Origin of the sequence: Bacillus cereus group sp. BceL291 (genome assembly GCF_051776705.1) — a bacterium.
Taxonomy (GTDB): Bacteria; Bacillota; Bacilli; order Bacillales; family Bacillaceae_G; genus Bacillus_A; species Bacillus_A cereus.
The window spans coordinates 176528-191465 of sequence record NZ_JBPWAP010000002.1; the positions used below are offsets into that span (position 1 = coordinate 176528).

Sequence of the window (14938 nt, forward strand, 5' to 3'; positions counted from 1 at the left end):
AGGCTAGTTGGATTTTTTTATTTTTAATTAGAACGCTCTTCAAGCCAATTTCCAATCGTCGGATATGTTTGTTTTACAGCTGTTCCACCGTAAACGATAGACATATGCCCTGTTGGTAAACATACATATTGTTTATCTGTGCTAGAAATATGGTCTAGTAATGCTTCTACTTGACATGGCAAAGCGATATGATCACGTTTCCCGGAAATATTTAAGACATTCGCCTTAATATTTGCAAGGTCTACCTTTTGTCCGCGAATAACGAGTTCACCCTTAACCAACTTATTATTTTGATAAAAATCACGAATCCACTGTCTGTATGATTCACCTGGGAACGGAATACCATCACCAACCCACTTTTGAACCAATCTCCAGCTTTCGACGAAGCGCTCATTCTCTGAACGATCTACTAAAGCAACATATGGACCAACAAAGTTCGTAATTGGCTTTAACATTTTGTTTCCGAAATCAATCATTTCTGGCGGAATATTTCCAAATGTATCAACCGCTTTATCTAAATTGAAGTATTTCTCATCTAATAAAGGGCCATACAATCCTGTTTCAGAGAAATCAAAAGGACTTGTCATGAAAATTAAATTACGAATTGGCATGTGCGGATGAAGTGCTGCATAAATAGAAGTTAGCGTTCCACCCATGCAATAACCAAGTAAAGAAATCTCGTCCGATTTTGCAGTTCGCATTACTTTTTTTACTGCTTTTGCAATATAATCAAACACAAAATCATCAAATTTCAAATGACTATCTTCTAAACCAAATGTGCCCCAATCAAGCATATACACATCAAAACCACGATCCACTAGATATTCCACTAAACTATTTCCAGGAGTTAAATCCATAATATATGGTTTATTAATAAGAGCATATATTAATAGAATTGGAACTCTCTGTGTTTTTTCTTGTTTTGGAATGTAGCGATAAAGCTTCGTCTTATTCTTCGTCCAAATAACCTCTTTCGGCGTTAAACCGACTTGCGGCTCTGGTTCACGTAATAAAATTTCACTCGCCCTTTTCACTCGGCGGTATGCTTTTCGGTACTCTTCTGGGTATAGCTCTAATTGCTTTTCCCATTCTGTTGCGAATGTAGTCATTTTTCTATCTCCTTTTTGGTCGATTTCCTTCTAAAAAAAGAAGTGCATTCCTGCTATGGATATGCACTTTTTTCTTACTTCATTACATATATAATCCGCCGTTAATGTTTAATTGTTGACCTGTGATATACGCACCGTCACGGCATAGGTATACTACACCTTTTGCAATTTCATCAGCTTGACCAAAACGTTTTTTCGGGATTTTTGCAACGATTTTTTGACGTACTTCTTCTGGTACTTCTGCTACCATTTCAGTATCAATAAATCCTGGGCAAATAGCGTTTACAGTGACATTTGTTTTTGCAAGTTCTAACGCTAATGATTTTGTAAATCCTAACATACCCGCTTTTGCTGCTGAGTAGTTTGTTTGGCCAAATCCACCTGCTTGACCAATAATAGAAGAAATGCTAATAATTCTTCCTTCTTCTGCTTCCGTTATGTATGGAAGAACCGCGCTTGTCGTATTAAATACGCTACTTAAATTCACGTCAATTACGCGCTCCCAATCTTCACGATTTAACTTTTTGAATGTACGATCTCTTGTAATACCAGCATTATTAACAAGAATATCAACTTTACCAAAATGATTCACAGCTTCTTCTACAAGTCGGTTTGCATCTTCTACTTTAGAAACATCCGCTTGCACTGCATAAACGTCATGTCCGTCTTTTCCTAATTCATTTACTAAATTTTCAGCTGCTTCTTTACTGCTATTATAGTTAATAACTACTTTCGCTCCCTCTTGTGCTAATGCTACTGTAATTGCTTTTCCAATTCCTTTTGCTCCACCTGTTACGATTGCTACTTTTCCATTTAATTGAACCATTTCTTTTCCCCCTTAAATGAATTTGTGAACGATTGTTATGAATCATTTTGGTACTCATACTATAGAGTCCATATATAATTATGTTTCGCTGTTTATACACGAAAAGAGATTCTCCCTCTCTCTTTTACATGTTATAAACAAGCGCTTTTATCATTTTTTATTTTCTGGTTTATTCGCAGGCTTTACCTCTTCTTTTACAGGTACTTGTAGTTTAGCTAGTACTGCATTTTGCTTTTCTAGCAATTCTAAAATTTGATCTACTTTTGTTTCAAGCGTACGAATATCTTGTTTTACTTTCGTCACATCACGCTTTAATGTAGGAGCTTGTCCTAAAGAATCTACTTTCTCCTCTAGAAACTCCTCAATGTTATCTACTTTATTTTCTAAGTTAATAACAAGCGTAGCCACTCTTGCGATATCCTCTTTCGTCGGCACATTTACTTGTTCTAAATAGTTTTTTGTCGTATCATTTAATGCTTTTTGATAAAACAAATTCAAATCTAGAACGCTGCCCATCCAAGCAGAATATTCTTCTGTTTTAATTGTTTCATTGAGCGCTTTTCCCCAAAATGTTTCGGTTTGTTCATAAGCATTTTTCCATGCTTGTAGTGGATCGAATTTTTGATCAATCACTTTACCTACACTCCTTTTTTCGTTTTTGAAACAATTCAACCTATTCACTATTTTCTAATATTCTGAATAAAACTTCAAGTCTATATTTTATTTTTTTCTATTTTCTAACAAATGTGTTGACTTTAAAAACAGATAGGTGTAAATTGCACTTATAAGCAAAAAATTCCATCTAACTGATTCATGAGGTGATGCACAATCATGCTACAAAATGAACCAGAACAACGCGAAAGTTTGGAGAGCAACCAAGCGAAACAACCAAACTCCATGCCAAAAAACTTCTTAGTTCCCTTCTTACTTCTCTGTCTAAAAGACTGGAGTCTTCATGGTTACAAACTTATTCAAATGCTAATGGATATCGGCTTTTCTTCTGTTGACCAAGGTAATGTTTATAGAACACTACGCAAGTTAGAAAAAGAAAACCTTATTTCTTCTACTTGGGATACAAGCGATGGAGGGCCAGCAAAAAGAATTTATTCTTTAACTGAATATGGAGAGCAATATTTAACAACATGTGCGACTTCTTTTGAACATTATCAAAATATGTTGCGAACGTTTTTCACGTTATACACCAATGCATTCTTTCCATTTTCTACTTCTCCAGAAAAGGATGAAAAGGATTCTTCATCTTCACCTGGTGGTACAGCAGAGTAATCTGCGTTCACAATATGCAAAAAAACATTTGGGGGTCAAACAATGGAAACTAAACCATACGAATTAGTCGATGCATTTTGGAAAAACTGGTCTCAATCACTTTCCCTTTTCTCTTCAGCTGGGAAACAGTTAGAGCAACTTACTTTAGAAACATTAAAACAACAACAAGACGCTTTGCATAAGTTAACATCAGGAGTAGATGAACTAGAAAAAGAACTACAACAACTCACTGCTCAGTTCAATAACCAATATACAGATTACGTGAAACAATTAACTGGAAACTCCTTAAATGATCAAATTAACGAGTGGCAAGACAAATGGAAAGAACTTTCTGCTCATATGCATCAGCTTACCGTTTCTCCTACAAAAACTTCTTTGTCAATTCTTACACAAACAAGCGGTCAATTTGAAGAAACAACAAAACAATTTATTGAACAACAACAATTACAACGTGAAGAGGCTCAAAAACAGTTAGAGGGTTTTTTGGAAGAGTTCAAGTCAAAACAGTTGGAACTCGCAAAAAAGTTCGAGGAAAACTCAAAAAATCTATTTACTTCCATCAAGTAAGAAAAATGTGGGAGCTAACCGCAGCACAAACAAAACTCTTTCTTCCTCCTACTACATCAAGATGGCTAACATTTTTCGATATGGAAAAGAAGGAGGACAAAATGAATCCATTTCAAGAAGCACAAACTGTTCCGGAGCTTCGCTATGATGAGATTCAAGTCGGTGATCAAGCATCCCTTACAAAAACAATTACAGATGAAGATGTTATCAATTTTGCAAAATTGACTGGAGATGTGAATCCTATTCACATTTTAGATTCTTTTGCGAAAACGACAATGTTTAAAGAACGTATTGCCCATGGTATGCTCGTTTCGAGTTTTATTTCTACCATCCTTGGAACGAAACTCCCAGGCAAAAATACGATTTATTTATCCCAAAATGTTTCATTCCGTGCCCCTGTCAAAATCGGTGATACACTTCGCGTTGTGGCAGAGGTTATTAAGAAGCGTGACGATAAAAAAATCATTACGTTGCAAACAAATATATATAATCAATCGGATGATATTGTCGTGGAAGGTACAGCGACAATACTAAAAAAAGAGTAGCAAATTTGCTACTCTTTTTTCTATCCAATAACTTCTAATCACACCGATTACTTCCGCGTATGAGCACGCCGGTTCCACATAAAATAACAGTACCAATTCAGATAAGTACTTATCTGGACTGGATTACTCATAAGGATGTGTATCATCATGGCAAAAACAAACAAATTACTAGTTCCAGGTGCTGAACAAGCACTTGATCAATTTAAATATGAAATTGCACAAGAATTCGGCGTAAGCTTAGGGTCTAATACAGCATCTCGTTCTAACGGATCAGTTGGCGGTGAAGTAACAAAACGTCTTGTTTCTTTAGCTCAACAACAATTACGTGGATAATAATATAACATATGGCTTAGAGGCAGATATTCTCTGCCTCTTTCTATTTTTCACATACATAATCGGACTTTTTCACATACTAGTAAGAGCAAACAGAAAGGAACGATATATAACATGAAACGGATTAACATTCGTATGAGTCCTCCCCGCGTTCTTACTTTGTCTTTTATCATGTTATCAATTATAGGTACATGCTTATTAAAGCTTCCAATTGCTACAACAACGTCTATTTCATGGCTCGATGCTTTATTTACAACAGTTTCTGCTTGTACGGTTACAGGGCTTGGTGTTGTGGACACTGGAAAAGTATTTACTTTGTTTGGACAATGTATCATTTTAACGCTTATACAAGTTGGCGGGCTTGGTATTATGAGCTTTGCTGTCTTAATTGCGATTATGCTCGGAAGAAAAATCGGTCTTCAAAATCGGATTTTACTGCAACAAGCATTAAATCAAACGAATATAGGCGGCGTCATCCGTCTTGCCAAAGCATTATTTTTATTCTCTTTTACAGTCGAATGTATCGCTACTTTAATTCTTTCTTTTGAGTGGGTACCAAAATACGGGGTTACCAAAGGGATCTATTATAGTTTTTTCCATTCAATCTCAGCCTTTAACAATGCTGGTTTTTCTGTGTGGAGCGATAATTTAATGTCCCATTCTCATAGCATTATTGTCAATTTCGTCATTTCCTCTCTCATCATTTTAGGTGGAATTGGTTTTACAGTGATCGTAGACATAAAAAGAAAGAAAAACTTTAAAAACCTTACACTACATTCAAAACTTATGCTCTCTTCTACTCTAATCATCAACATTATTGCTACCCTTTTTATTTTTATATTCGAGTTCCATAACTCCCTTTCTATGAGAGGGTTTACCCCATTTGAAGAAGGAATGGCCTCTTATTTCCAAGCAATTTCAACGCGAACTGCCGGTTTTAATACAGTTGATATTTCTACATTGTCAAAACCTTCCCTGCTATTAATGATGCTACTTATGTTTATTGGTGCTGGTAGTGCTTCAACGGGTGGGGGGATTAAGTTAACAACATTTTTAATCATATTTTTTGGCGTATTTAAATTTTTACAACAACAAGAAGATATTGTCGTATTTAAAAAATCCATTAAAGATACTCTCATTGTCAAATCATTAACCATTACTATTATTTCTATTTCATTTATCTTTTTTGCTATTTTAATTTTGAGTATTACTGAACGAGTTCCTCTATTGATGAGTGCTTTCGAAGTATTTTCAGCATTTGGGACTGTTGGCCTCAGTATGAACTTAACACCCCACTTAACTATAATTGGAAAAGCGATTATTATTTTTATGATGTTTTTTGGGAAAATGGGTCCTTTAACATTGGCATTTTCATTTGCTCGTAAAAAGAACCGAAAAATAAAATATCCGAATGAAGATATTTTAACAGGTTGACAACCGTATAAATTATCCATATAATGAGAATACAATAACATATCTCCAAAGGGGAGTAGCGTCCAAGAATATATCTTGGAAACAAAGTCGTCATTACGTAGAACTTAGTTCTTCCGGCTTTGTTGGCATTTTTATTACATATGTCTAGCAAGACCTTTGCCTATTAACGGCAGAGGTCTTTTTTGCATTCATTTCCAGATTCTCCCAAAGTTAATAGGCAGGAGTATGGGGAAACTAAATAGTGGGGAAATTCTTCACTTATTTAGAAGTTATAGAGATGAGAGGAGAATGTACATGGATGTATCATTATTATTGGAGTATGGTTGGGTATTACTCATCCTAATTGCACTTGAAGGGATTTTAGCGGCTGATAACGCTCTTGTTCTTGCAATTATGGTAAAACATTTACCAGAAGAAAAACGAAAGAAAGCACTATTTTACGGATTAGCGGGGGCATTCGTTTTCCGATTTGGATCGTTATTTATGATTTCGTTCTTAGTCGATGTATGGCAAGTGCAAGCAATCGGTGCCATCTACCTTATGTTTATCGCTGGTAATCACTTATTTAAAACATATGTTAAAAAGAATACAGATGAAGAAACTGAAGAAAAAGAAGCAAAGAAAAAACAAGAGAACTTTTGGTGGACTGTATTTAAAGTTGAGGTTGCTGATATCGCCTTCGCAGTTGATTCAATTTTAGCTGCTGTTGCACTAGCAATGACTTTACCAAAAACAGGACTAGGTACAATTGGTAGTCTTGATACTGGGCAATTCGTTGTTATCTTTGTAGGTGGACTTATCGGATTAATCATTATGCGATTTGCAGCAACTGCTTTCGTACAAATCTTAAAACGTAAACCAGGGCTTGAAACTGCAGCATTCTTAATTGTAGGTTGGGTTGGTGTGAAGCTAGCAGTTTATACATTAGCACATCCTGCATTAAATGTAATTCCACATTCATTCCCAGAATCCACTCCGTGGAAGCTTACATTCTGGATTGTATTAGTCGGAATCGCAGTTGGTGGTTGGTTCTTCTCAAAAGAAGTAGAAGTAAAAGTGGAAAAGAATTTAGACGAAAAAGCGCTGTAATTACAGCGCTTTTTCTTTTTCCTTTCTTCCTCGCAATGTCCAGAAAAAATTCCATTATACTACCTTTTGTAAACGTTTTCTTAATGTATGTATGTCCTTTTTGTGAAACATTGCACAAACTTATTGAAAGTAAGAACAATTCCATGTACTTTATTCATATAAGGAGTATTTATAGAAGATTTACTAAAGGAGCGTATTACTCATGCTAGAACAAGGACTAGATTATGTTGTCAAACTGGCTAAAAGCAAAAAGAAAATACTAGATACAAACCCAATGCAATATTTCATTCGTGCTGCACTTGCTGGTATTTATATCGGTTTTATTATTGTACTATGTTTTAAATTAGGTAACTTTTTTCACATTGCAGATTCACCAGCAACTTATTTAGCCGCTTCTATGTTTTTCGGGATTGCTCTCGTACTTATTATATATGGCGGTGCTGAATTGTTTACTGGGAACACAATGTACTTTACTGTCGCAACTTTAAGAAAAGAAACAACGATTTCTGATACACTTCGTAACTGGGTTGCTTGTTATGCAGGTAACTTAGCCGGCGCATTATTCTTTGCCTTACTATTTTACGCAACTGGAATTTTTGAAGCAATTGATCACGGTCACTTAATGAGTAAAGTCGTTGAAGGAAAGATGAATACACCTACGATGCAGTTATTCTTTAAAGCCATTTTATGTAACTGGCTCGTATGTCTTGCTTGCTTCTTACCTTCTCAGGTTAAAGGTGACACAGCAAAAATAATGGTCATGATGCTACTTGTTTTCACATTCTTCTTATCTGGTTACGAACATAGTATTGCAAACTTATCACTCTTTGCTTTATCTTTAGTTTCACCGCATCCTGAGACAATTTCTTTTTCAGGTGCTATTCATAACTTAATTCCTGTTACAATTGGTAACATTATTGGCGGATCAGTATTTGTCGGTATGGTATACCACTACTTAACAAAGAAAACGCCTGAAGTTCAACAGGAAGAAACTGAAATCGCAACAGCTCAACAAGAAGAGATTATTCCTTTACAAGCCCATATGAAACATTAAAAACTCCAAAGTTTTACTTTGGAGTTTTTAGCTTCCCACGTATTTAATAACAAGGTGAGGAGTAATTTCTCCTTCTTCCTTTCCCTTATCCATTCTCTGTTTCATCTTGTGCATACCGATGACATCATTCGTATGAAAGTGAATTTCATTTACATATAACCCCTCTGTACAAAAAGCTTCTACAAAATCTAGTCCATTTTTCGCTCCCCATCCCATATTAAAATCAAGAGAAAGAATATTCACATCATAATCCCGAACCATTTGCAAAGCACATTCTACTGTAGTTGCGGGCACATACCCGAACGGGCAACTTCTTTGATCATCCATATATACGTTCATTTTCGATTCCCTCTCTAATTTGAATATGCGGCCAATACATAACATATTGCCCCGAGACTAATAAAAGGACCAAATGGAATTGGCTTTCGTACTTCTATACGTTTTAATCCGATACCAATCCCGAAAAAACAAAGACTAAAACAAGATGCTAAAAATAAAACGATAAAAACTCCTTTCACTCCTACTATAAATCCAAGTAACGAAAGTAGTTTTATATCTCCTCCGCCAAGCCCTTCTGGATATATCTTTTGCATGCAATATAACAAAATAAATATAACACCACTACCAGCTATACTATCTGTCCAAGTAACTAATTGTACAAAAACACTTTCGAGAATGAGTAAAAAGGCAAACGAAATTAAAATACAATCAGGAATTAACATATATAAGTAATCTGTAACTGAAATAATAAGAAGCAGCGAAAAAAGGGATAAAATAATAATAAGCTCTCGTTCTATTCCAATCATATACACTGTAAGAAGAAATATACCCCCTGTTATACATTCAAATGCTACATACATAATTGGAATTTTCCTCTTACAATTCGTACAACAGCCTCTTTGTATATAAAATGAAATGATGGGGATTAGTTCTTTTGTCCTTAGCACATATTTGCAATAATCACAATGTGAACGCGGGGTAATAATAGAAGCACCTAATGGAACCCTCATCGCAACTAGCATAAAAAAAGAACCAAACACCATCCCTGCTAACAGTGCATATAAATAAGTGAACATCCCTTCCTCTCCTTTCCCAAAAAACATAGCAAAAAAAGGAGAGAACTTCTACTTCATATTATCCTTTATTCTACTAAAAAGCAGGCCATTTCCTGGCCTGCTTTCCCCTCTTTTATACGATGAAATAAACTGCTTTTAATGGTCCATGTACTCCGACAACAAGATTCATCTCGATGTCAGCCGAGTTACTTGGCCCTGTAATAAAGTTAATACAAGATGCCGCTGTCTCCCCATTTTCTACGCGTGAGTTCATATCCTGAACTGCTTGTGTAATACGAGGCACAAGTGTTTCACGTGGAATAATAGCAAAATATACAGTCGGTAAAAAGTGTAAAGAACGCCCTTGACCTTTATGACTTTGTACAACAATTGTACCAGATTCAGCTAATGTATAATCACTAAATGCAATACCAATATTCGCTTTTTCAGCTAAACGCATATTTTCGTCTTTTCTCTCTGGATCCCATACATTTACTTCAACATCTCGTTTTGGAAGTTCTTCTTTAAATAAAGATGTTAAACCATATGCATCAAAACGCGCATCTGCTGATAATAAAATAGGTCCCCCGCCGTTTTCCATGATTACTTTTTGAAGGTCTTCACCTAAACGGTCGTTTGTCGTTTCTACTACAGTTGTATGAATGTTTGTACATTGCTCTTTAAACACTTCTAGTAATTCTTCTTGTGAATAATCTTTTAACGTTTCTATATTCACATTACTTTTCCATACTGGACGCTCTACACCTTCTGTTTTACGCGCGCGCCCAAGTTCTTTTGCAATGTTATCTAGAAAGGCATCACGGTTTTGAATTAATCCTGTCATTATTTATCCCCGCCTTTCTTATGATCTTTATACCAATCACGGAATCGTTCTTTACTTGGAGCTGGGAATTCACGAATATCCGTCCAGTTTTTAAGTGGTCCAACACCTTTTGATACACGATTACCAGATGTAAATGGACTCATTGCCACTGGTGCCATTTTTGAACCCATTTTATATAAAGCAGCTGAAGAAGCACCCATACTAAACATTTTCATAGCCAGTTTTTCTGCAAGTGGTGCACGACCTTCTTGCTCAACGATGACTTGACGATGTTTTAATAATAAATCATGCAATGGAATTTTTACTGGACAAGCTTCTGTACATGCTCCGCATAAACTAGATGCATAAGGAAGCTCTTTGTAATCATCATATCCACCTAGAAGCGGTGTTAATACCGCACCGATTGGTCCTGAGTAAATCGATCCATATGAATGTCCACCAACGTGACGATATACAGGACATACATTAACACAAGCAGCGCAACGAATACATTGTAATACTGAACGGAATTCAGATCCAAGAATTTGAGAGCGACCATTATCAACAACAACTAAATGAAATTCTTCAGGTCCATCAACTTCTTCTTCTTGAATTGGCCCCGCTACTGTTACATAACTTGTTAATTTTTGACCTACTGCACTACGACATAGTAAACCAACTAAAACATCTAATTCTTCCATTGTCGGAACCATACGTTCCATACCCATTACCGCTATTTGTGTTTTAGGAATTGACATAACAAGATCTGCATTACCTTCATTCGTTACTAAACAAAGAGAGCCAGTATTTGCAACAGCAAAGTTACAACCAGTTACACCAATTTCTGCATCCATAAATTTCTCACGAAGTTGTTTACGAACAAACTTTGTCATTTCATACGGGTCATCAGAATTTTCATAGCCTAGCTTTTCTTTAAATACATCGCGAATTTGCGTTCTATTTTTATGAAGTGCAGGTGCAATAATATGTGAAGGTGGATCGTTATCTACTTGCAAGATATACTCTCCTAAGTCACTCTCTAACACTTCACAGCCAATCTCTTCAAGCGCATGGTTCATACTGATTTCTTCTGTTACCATCGACTTTGATTTTACTATCTTTTTTGCCTGCTTCTTTTTTGCAACGTCTTGAATATACTTTGCTGCTTCCTCTTTCGTTTTCGCAAAGTACACGTGTCCGCCTCTTTTTGATACATTTTCACTTAACTGCATTAAGTAATAATCAAGATTTTCTAACGTATGTTGACGAATTTGTTCACCTAGTTCACGCCACTCTTCCCAGTTTCCTAGTTCATCTGCGGCTTTTAAGCGATTCGTATATAAACGCGTTTGTGCAGAAGATACTGCTCCGCGCATAAACGAATCTTGAATTCCATCACCAACGCGATCATTAAATTTTTTCTCACTGATTTTCATAGACATAGCTTATGTTCCCCCTTCATGAGCGACTATTCAGTACCTCAGCAATATGCATTACTTTTACTTCTTTTCCTAAACGCTCAATACGTCCGCCAATGTTTAACAAACACCCACAATCTGCACCGATTAAATAATCTGCACCTGTTTCCATTACACTATCTACTTTTTCGTCTACCATTTGCTCAGAAATTGGAGTCATCTTAACTGAAAACGTTCCCCCAAACCCGCAACAATTTTGCACGTTTGGCAAATCTCTCACAGTTAATCCTTTTACATTTGATAATAAAATTCCTGGTGCTTCTTTTATTCCAAGCATACGTGTCATATGACATGATTTATGAATAGTAGCGACCCCTGGTAAACTTGCACCAACATCAGTAACCTTTAAAACATCCACAATAAACTGTGTAAATTCATAAGTTTTATCAGCAACTTTTTGTGCACGTTTAGCCCACTTTGGATCATCTTTGAAAACATGTGGATACTCATGAAACATTGTCGCACAAGAACCAGATGGCGTAACAATATATTCTGCATCTTCGAAAGTTTCAATCATATGTTTCATTGCTTCTTTTGCTGCTTCTACATGGCCGCTATTATAAGCAGGCTGACCACAACAAACTTGCGCTTCTGGAAATTCAATTTCACAACCTAAACGCTCCAACACTTCAACCGTTGCTTTACCGACATTTGTTTCAAACATATCGACTAAACAAGTAACAAATAAAGTAACTTTCATAACTATTACTCCCCCTTTTTACAACTCCACCAACAAACATATGGTCATCAGATGACTTAGCAGAGAAGAAATAGGCTCAACCATGGCCTATCCTCTCCCTCTTCTAAAGAAAACGCTTACTTAATCTTTCTCTATTTTATCAGAAAATTAAACTTTTAAAAGATTAAATTACGAATTTATATCGTTTTTACCTGTGACAATATGTTCTACATTTGTTAAGTGATCTAGCATTGCTTGCTGCGCTAATTCTACATCTTGTTTTAACACCGCATCATATATAACTTGATGCTCTTCTATAAGTCGTTCTGATGTCGTTTGTTCACCATATAAAATAATGCGTCTTGATTCACCAATCGTTTCAGCAATCATCTCTGAAACATGATTCATGAGTTCAAGCAAAATGCTATTATGCGAAGACTCTGCAATTCCCATATGAAATTGAAAATCGGCTTTTTCGCCAGCCTTTTCATCTCCAATGCTCTTTGCCATTTCATCTAACCAATGTTTCATATTTTGTAAATTATCTTCCGTACGTTTTGCCGCCGCTACTCGAACTGCCCCCACTTCAAGCACCTTTCGTACTTCTAATAAATTCAAAATATCTTCTTTCTTCATTAATAATCTATTGTTTAATGATTTCGTTAATGAAGAAGAATCGAAGTTCTTCACATATGTACCTTCTCCTTGTTTCATCTCAATTAAGCCCATCGCTCTTAGCGCACTTAGCGCTTCACGAACAGCAGATCTGCCAACTTGAAACTGCTCAGCTAATTGATGCACAGGGAGTAGTTTGTCACCAGGTTTTAACGTACCATTTTTAATCATTGTTAAAATAGCTTCAGATACTTCTTCGTAAATTTTTTTCGGTTTAATAGATTTGTACTCCAGTTAAATCACCTCAGTATCTTCCAAACAACAATTGAAACGATTTATAAGAACTTTGCATCATAACTATTTTAGACCGAATTGATAAGAAGTACAAATGTTTTGTTCATAAAATAGTCAAATTTTCGATATTTATTACATATTAATTTATATTTTTACGTATAAAGTGAAACTTTAATCAGTGAGGGTTTTGTTCATCCCCCACTGATTATTAGCCCTCACCAATCGGGCTTTTACGGGCAGCAGTGCCTCCACCTAACTTCTTTGCTTCCGCTGAATTTTGAGGTGAGGGTCTTACTGACCGGAGAATAGCGGGATAAATATTTTCTTCAATATAAAGAACATGCCCTAAAAATTAGAACATGCCCCCTCATCCTGTACATTCAGTTTAATAATAACCGTTGTTCCCTTATCTTTTTCACTTTCAATTTTCCACTGTCCACCATGTATATGAACAATTTGTTTCACAATAGCAAGGCCTAAACCTGTTCCACCATGTTGACGACTTCTCGCTTTATCAACTCGGTAAAAGCGTTCCCCAAGATTCTCCAAATGCTCTATATCAATGCCAATTCCTGTATCTTTTATTTTTAATTCACAGTAATCATCGATTTGCTCTAAAGTTATAACGATATTTCCTTTTTGATTTGTATACCGTATCGCATTATCTAACACATTATGAAGCACTTGTTGCATACGATCCTCATCAATCATGACAATGACCTCTGGATTTAAATTGGTTGAAATATGAATTTCCTTTTCTATAAACTTAATCTCATACGTATCTAATACGTCTTCAATCAGCTGTGAAAAAACGATAGGTTGCTTCTTTAACGGAAAGTGCTCACCTTCTAATTGTGCTAAGTCTAACAAGTCATGAACGAGACGCTGCATACGACCTGCTTCTTTATGAATTAGCTGAGTTACTTTTTCCTGCTGAGCTCCCTTTGCAACACCATCTAAAATAGCCTCGCTATACCCTTTTATATAACTAAGTGGTGTTCTAAGTTCATGCGAAACATTTGCTAAAAATTCCTTACGCTTTACATCTTCTGTTTCTAATGAATTTGCCATTTTATTAAATGCTTTTCCTAATCGTCCAATTTCATCCTCTGAAGAAACTGTAATCCGCTCCGAAAAATCTCCCGTAGCCAAATGATTTGCAACCCGCTCCATTTGCGAAAGTGGCTTCGTAATTGCAATTATAATTTTTCTTCCAACCCATATCGTAATTAAAATCATAGCAATTGCTAGCGGTGCTAAAATAAGACCCATATCATAGATTAAATCTTTTATACTTTTTAAAGGAATATACGAATAGACAATTCCGACTAATTTTTTATTTTCCAATACAGGAATGACAACCCCCATAATATTACGGTCAAAATGTTCTTCATATCCTATTTTTGTCACAGTTTTCCCATCTAATAGCGTTTGCCTATCTCCTTCACTTATAAGAGAATGATGATGCACATCAAAAGGCAAACATGCGCTTAAATCACGCGGATTAGATACGAAAATAACGTCTGAACTAGATATTTGATCAAACGATCTTACTTTCTCTTCAAAAGTTGATATTCCTTCACGCTTATCATATTGAGCAGCAAGACTTTTCCCTTCCATTACTAACGAAGTTTTTAAATTATCAACGTATAACTTTTCATACGAGTATAAAGATACGAAATAAAGAAAGGACACTGTTACACATACTGCACATACTACTGTAAGCCAAAGTTTTTGTACCATCGTAAACATA

17 protein-coding genes and 1 riboswitch are annotated in these 14938 nt (G+C 35.8%); of the genes, 7 read left to right on the forward strand and 10 right to left on the reverse strand.

Annotated features, from left to right (window positions below; all coding sequences use genetic code 11):
• Positions 1-23: 23 nt before the first annotated feature.
• The 3 genes from phaC to phaR form a co-directional block, all read right to left on the reverse strand.
• The gene (phaC, locus tag ACS2CR_RS02810; RefSeq protein WP_000206336.1) at positions 24-1109 is read right to left on the reverse strand and encodes a class III poly(R)-hydroxyalkanoic acid synthase subunit PhaC; all 1086 of its coding nucleotides are present in this window, start codon (positions 1107-1109) and stop codon (positions 24-26) included.
• 82 nt (positions 1110-1191) lie between these two features.
• Entirely contained in the window at positions 1192-1935 is a 744-nt protein-coding gene (locus ACS2CR_RS02815) for an acetoacetyl-CoA reductase (RefSeq protein ID WP_000250407.1), read from the reverse strand.
• 150 nt (positions 1936-2085) lie between these two features.
• On the reverse strand, positions 2086-2568 hold the full coding sequence (gene phaR, locus ACS2CR_RS02820; RefSeq protein ID WP_000566942.1) for a polyhydroxyalkanoic acid synthase subunit PhaR: 483 nt from the start codon (positions 2566-2568) through the stop codon (positions 2086-2088).
• 198 nt (positions 2569-2766) lie between these two features.
• On the opposite strand from phaR, the gene phaQ reads away from it, so the two are divergent.
• From phaQ to ACS2CR_RS02855, 7 genes are all read left to right on the forward strand, one after another.
• Positions 2767-3219 (forward strand): poly-beta-hydroxybutyrate-responsive repressor, encoded by a 453-nt coding sequence (gene phaQ, locus ACS2CR_RS02825; RefSeq protein ID WP_000939955.1) that lies wholly within the window; start codon positions 2767-2769, stop codon positions 3217-3219.
• A gap of 42 nt (positions 3220-3261) precedes the next feature.
• A complete protein-coding gene (gene phaP, locus ACS2CR_RS02830; RefSeq protein WP_000448594.1) occupies positions 3262-3786 on the forward strand; it encodes a polyhydroxyalkanoic acid inclusion protein PhaP in 525 nt (174 codons plus the stop codon).
• Positions 3787-3887: 101 nt separating this feature from the next.
• The gene (locus ACS2CR_RS02835) at positions 3888-4331 is read left to right on the forward strand and encodes a MaoC family dehydratase (RefSeq protein WP_001067916.1); all 444 of its coding nucleotides are present in this window, start codon (positions 3888-3890) and stop codon (positions 4329-4331) included.
• Between the two features lie 147 nt (positions 4332-4478).
• Complete coding sequence (locus ACS2CR_RS02840) at positions 4479-4664, forward strand: alpha/beta-type small acid-soluble spore protein (protein ID WP_001140707.1); 186 nt, start codon at positions 4479-4481, stop codon at positions 4662-4664.
• 114 nt (positions 4665-4778) lie between these two features.
• Entirely contained in the window at positions 4779-6098 is a 1320-nt protein-coding gene (locus ACS2CR_RS02845) for a TrkH family potassium uptake protein (protein WP_000822330.1), read from the forward strand.
• A 38-nt stretch (positions 6099-6136) separates the two neighbouring features.
• Positions 6137-6310: riboswitch (yybP-ykoY riboswitch) on the forward strand.
• Between the two features lie 82 nt (positions 6311-6392).
• A complete protein-coding gene (locus ACS2CR_RS02850; protein ID WP_000383326.1) occupies positions 6393-7187 on the forward strand; it encodes a TerC family protein in 795 nt (264 codons plus the stop codon).
• Positions 7188-7389: 202 nt separating this feature from the next.
• Positions 7390-8241 carry a formate/nitrite transporter family protein gene (locus tag ACS2CR_RS02855; RefSeq protein WP_000893027.1) on the forward strand — a complete coding sequence of 284 codons (852 nt, stop codon included), beginning with the start codon at positions 7390-7392 and terminating at the stop codon, positions 8239-8241.
• 27 nt (positions 8242-8268) lie between these two features.
• Here ACS2CR_RS02855 and ACS2CR_RS02860 read toward each other — a convergent pair whose 3' ends face one another.
• The 7 genes from ACS2CR_RS02860 to ACS2CR_RS02890 form a co-directional block, all read right to left on the reverse strand.
• Positions 8269-8580: a cyclic-phosphate processing receiver domain-containing protein gene (locus tag ACS2CR_RS02860; RefSeq protein WP_001103760.1), complete on the reverse strand. Its 312-nt coding sequence runs from the start codon at positions 8578-8580 to the stop codon at positions 8269-8271.
• A 14-nt stretch (positions 8581-8594) separates the two neighbouring features.
• Positions 8595-9317, reverse strand: coding sequence for a prepilin peptidase (locus tag ACS2CR_RS02865; RefSeq protein WP_000495716.1), 723 nt, complete (start codon positions 9315-9317; stop codon positions 8595-8597).
• Positions 9318-9429: 112 nt separating this feature from the next.
• Positions 9430-10140, reverse strand: a complete 711-nt coding sequence (locus ACS2CR_RS02870; RefSeq protein ID WP_000147183.1) for a LutC/YkgG family protein — start codon at positions 10138-10140, stop codon at positions 9430-9432.
• Entirely contained in the window at positions 10140-11561 is a 1422-nt protein-coding gene (locus ACS2CR_RS02875; RefSeq protein WP_053513369.1) for a LutB/LldF family L-lactate oxidation iron-sulfur protein, read from the reverse strand. Before ACS2CR_RS02875 ends, ACS2CR_RS02870 begins: the two co-directional genes overlap by 1 nt.
• 16 nt (positions 11562-11577) lie before the next feature.
• The gene (locus tag ACS2CR_RS02880; protein WP_000869150.1) at positions 11578-12297 is read right to left on the reverse strand and encodes a (Fe-S)-binding protein; all 720 of its coding nucleotides are present in this window, start codon (positions 12295-12297) and stop codon (positions 11578-11580) included.
• Between the two features lie 168 nt (positions 12298-12465).
• A complete protein-coding gene (locus ACS2CR_RS02885; protein WP_254904472.1) occupies positions 12466-13155 on the reverse strand; it encodes a FadR/GntR family transcriptional regulator in 690 nt (229 codons plus the stop codon).
• A gap of 375 nt (positions 13156-13530) precedes the next feature.
• The gene (locus ACS2CR_RS02890; protein ID WP_025967036.1) at positions 13531-14937 is read right to left on the reverse strand and encodes a sensor histidine kinase; all 1407 of its coding nucleotides are present in this window, start codon (positions 14935-14937) and stop codon (positions 13531-13533) included.
• Position 14938 lies beyond the last annotated feature (1 nt).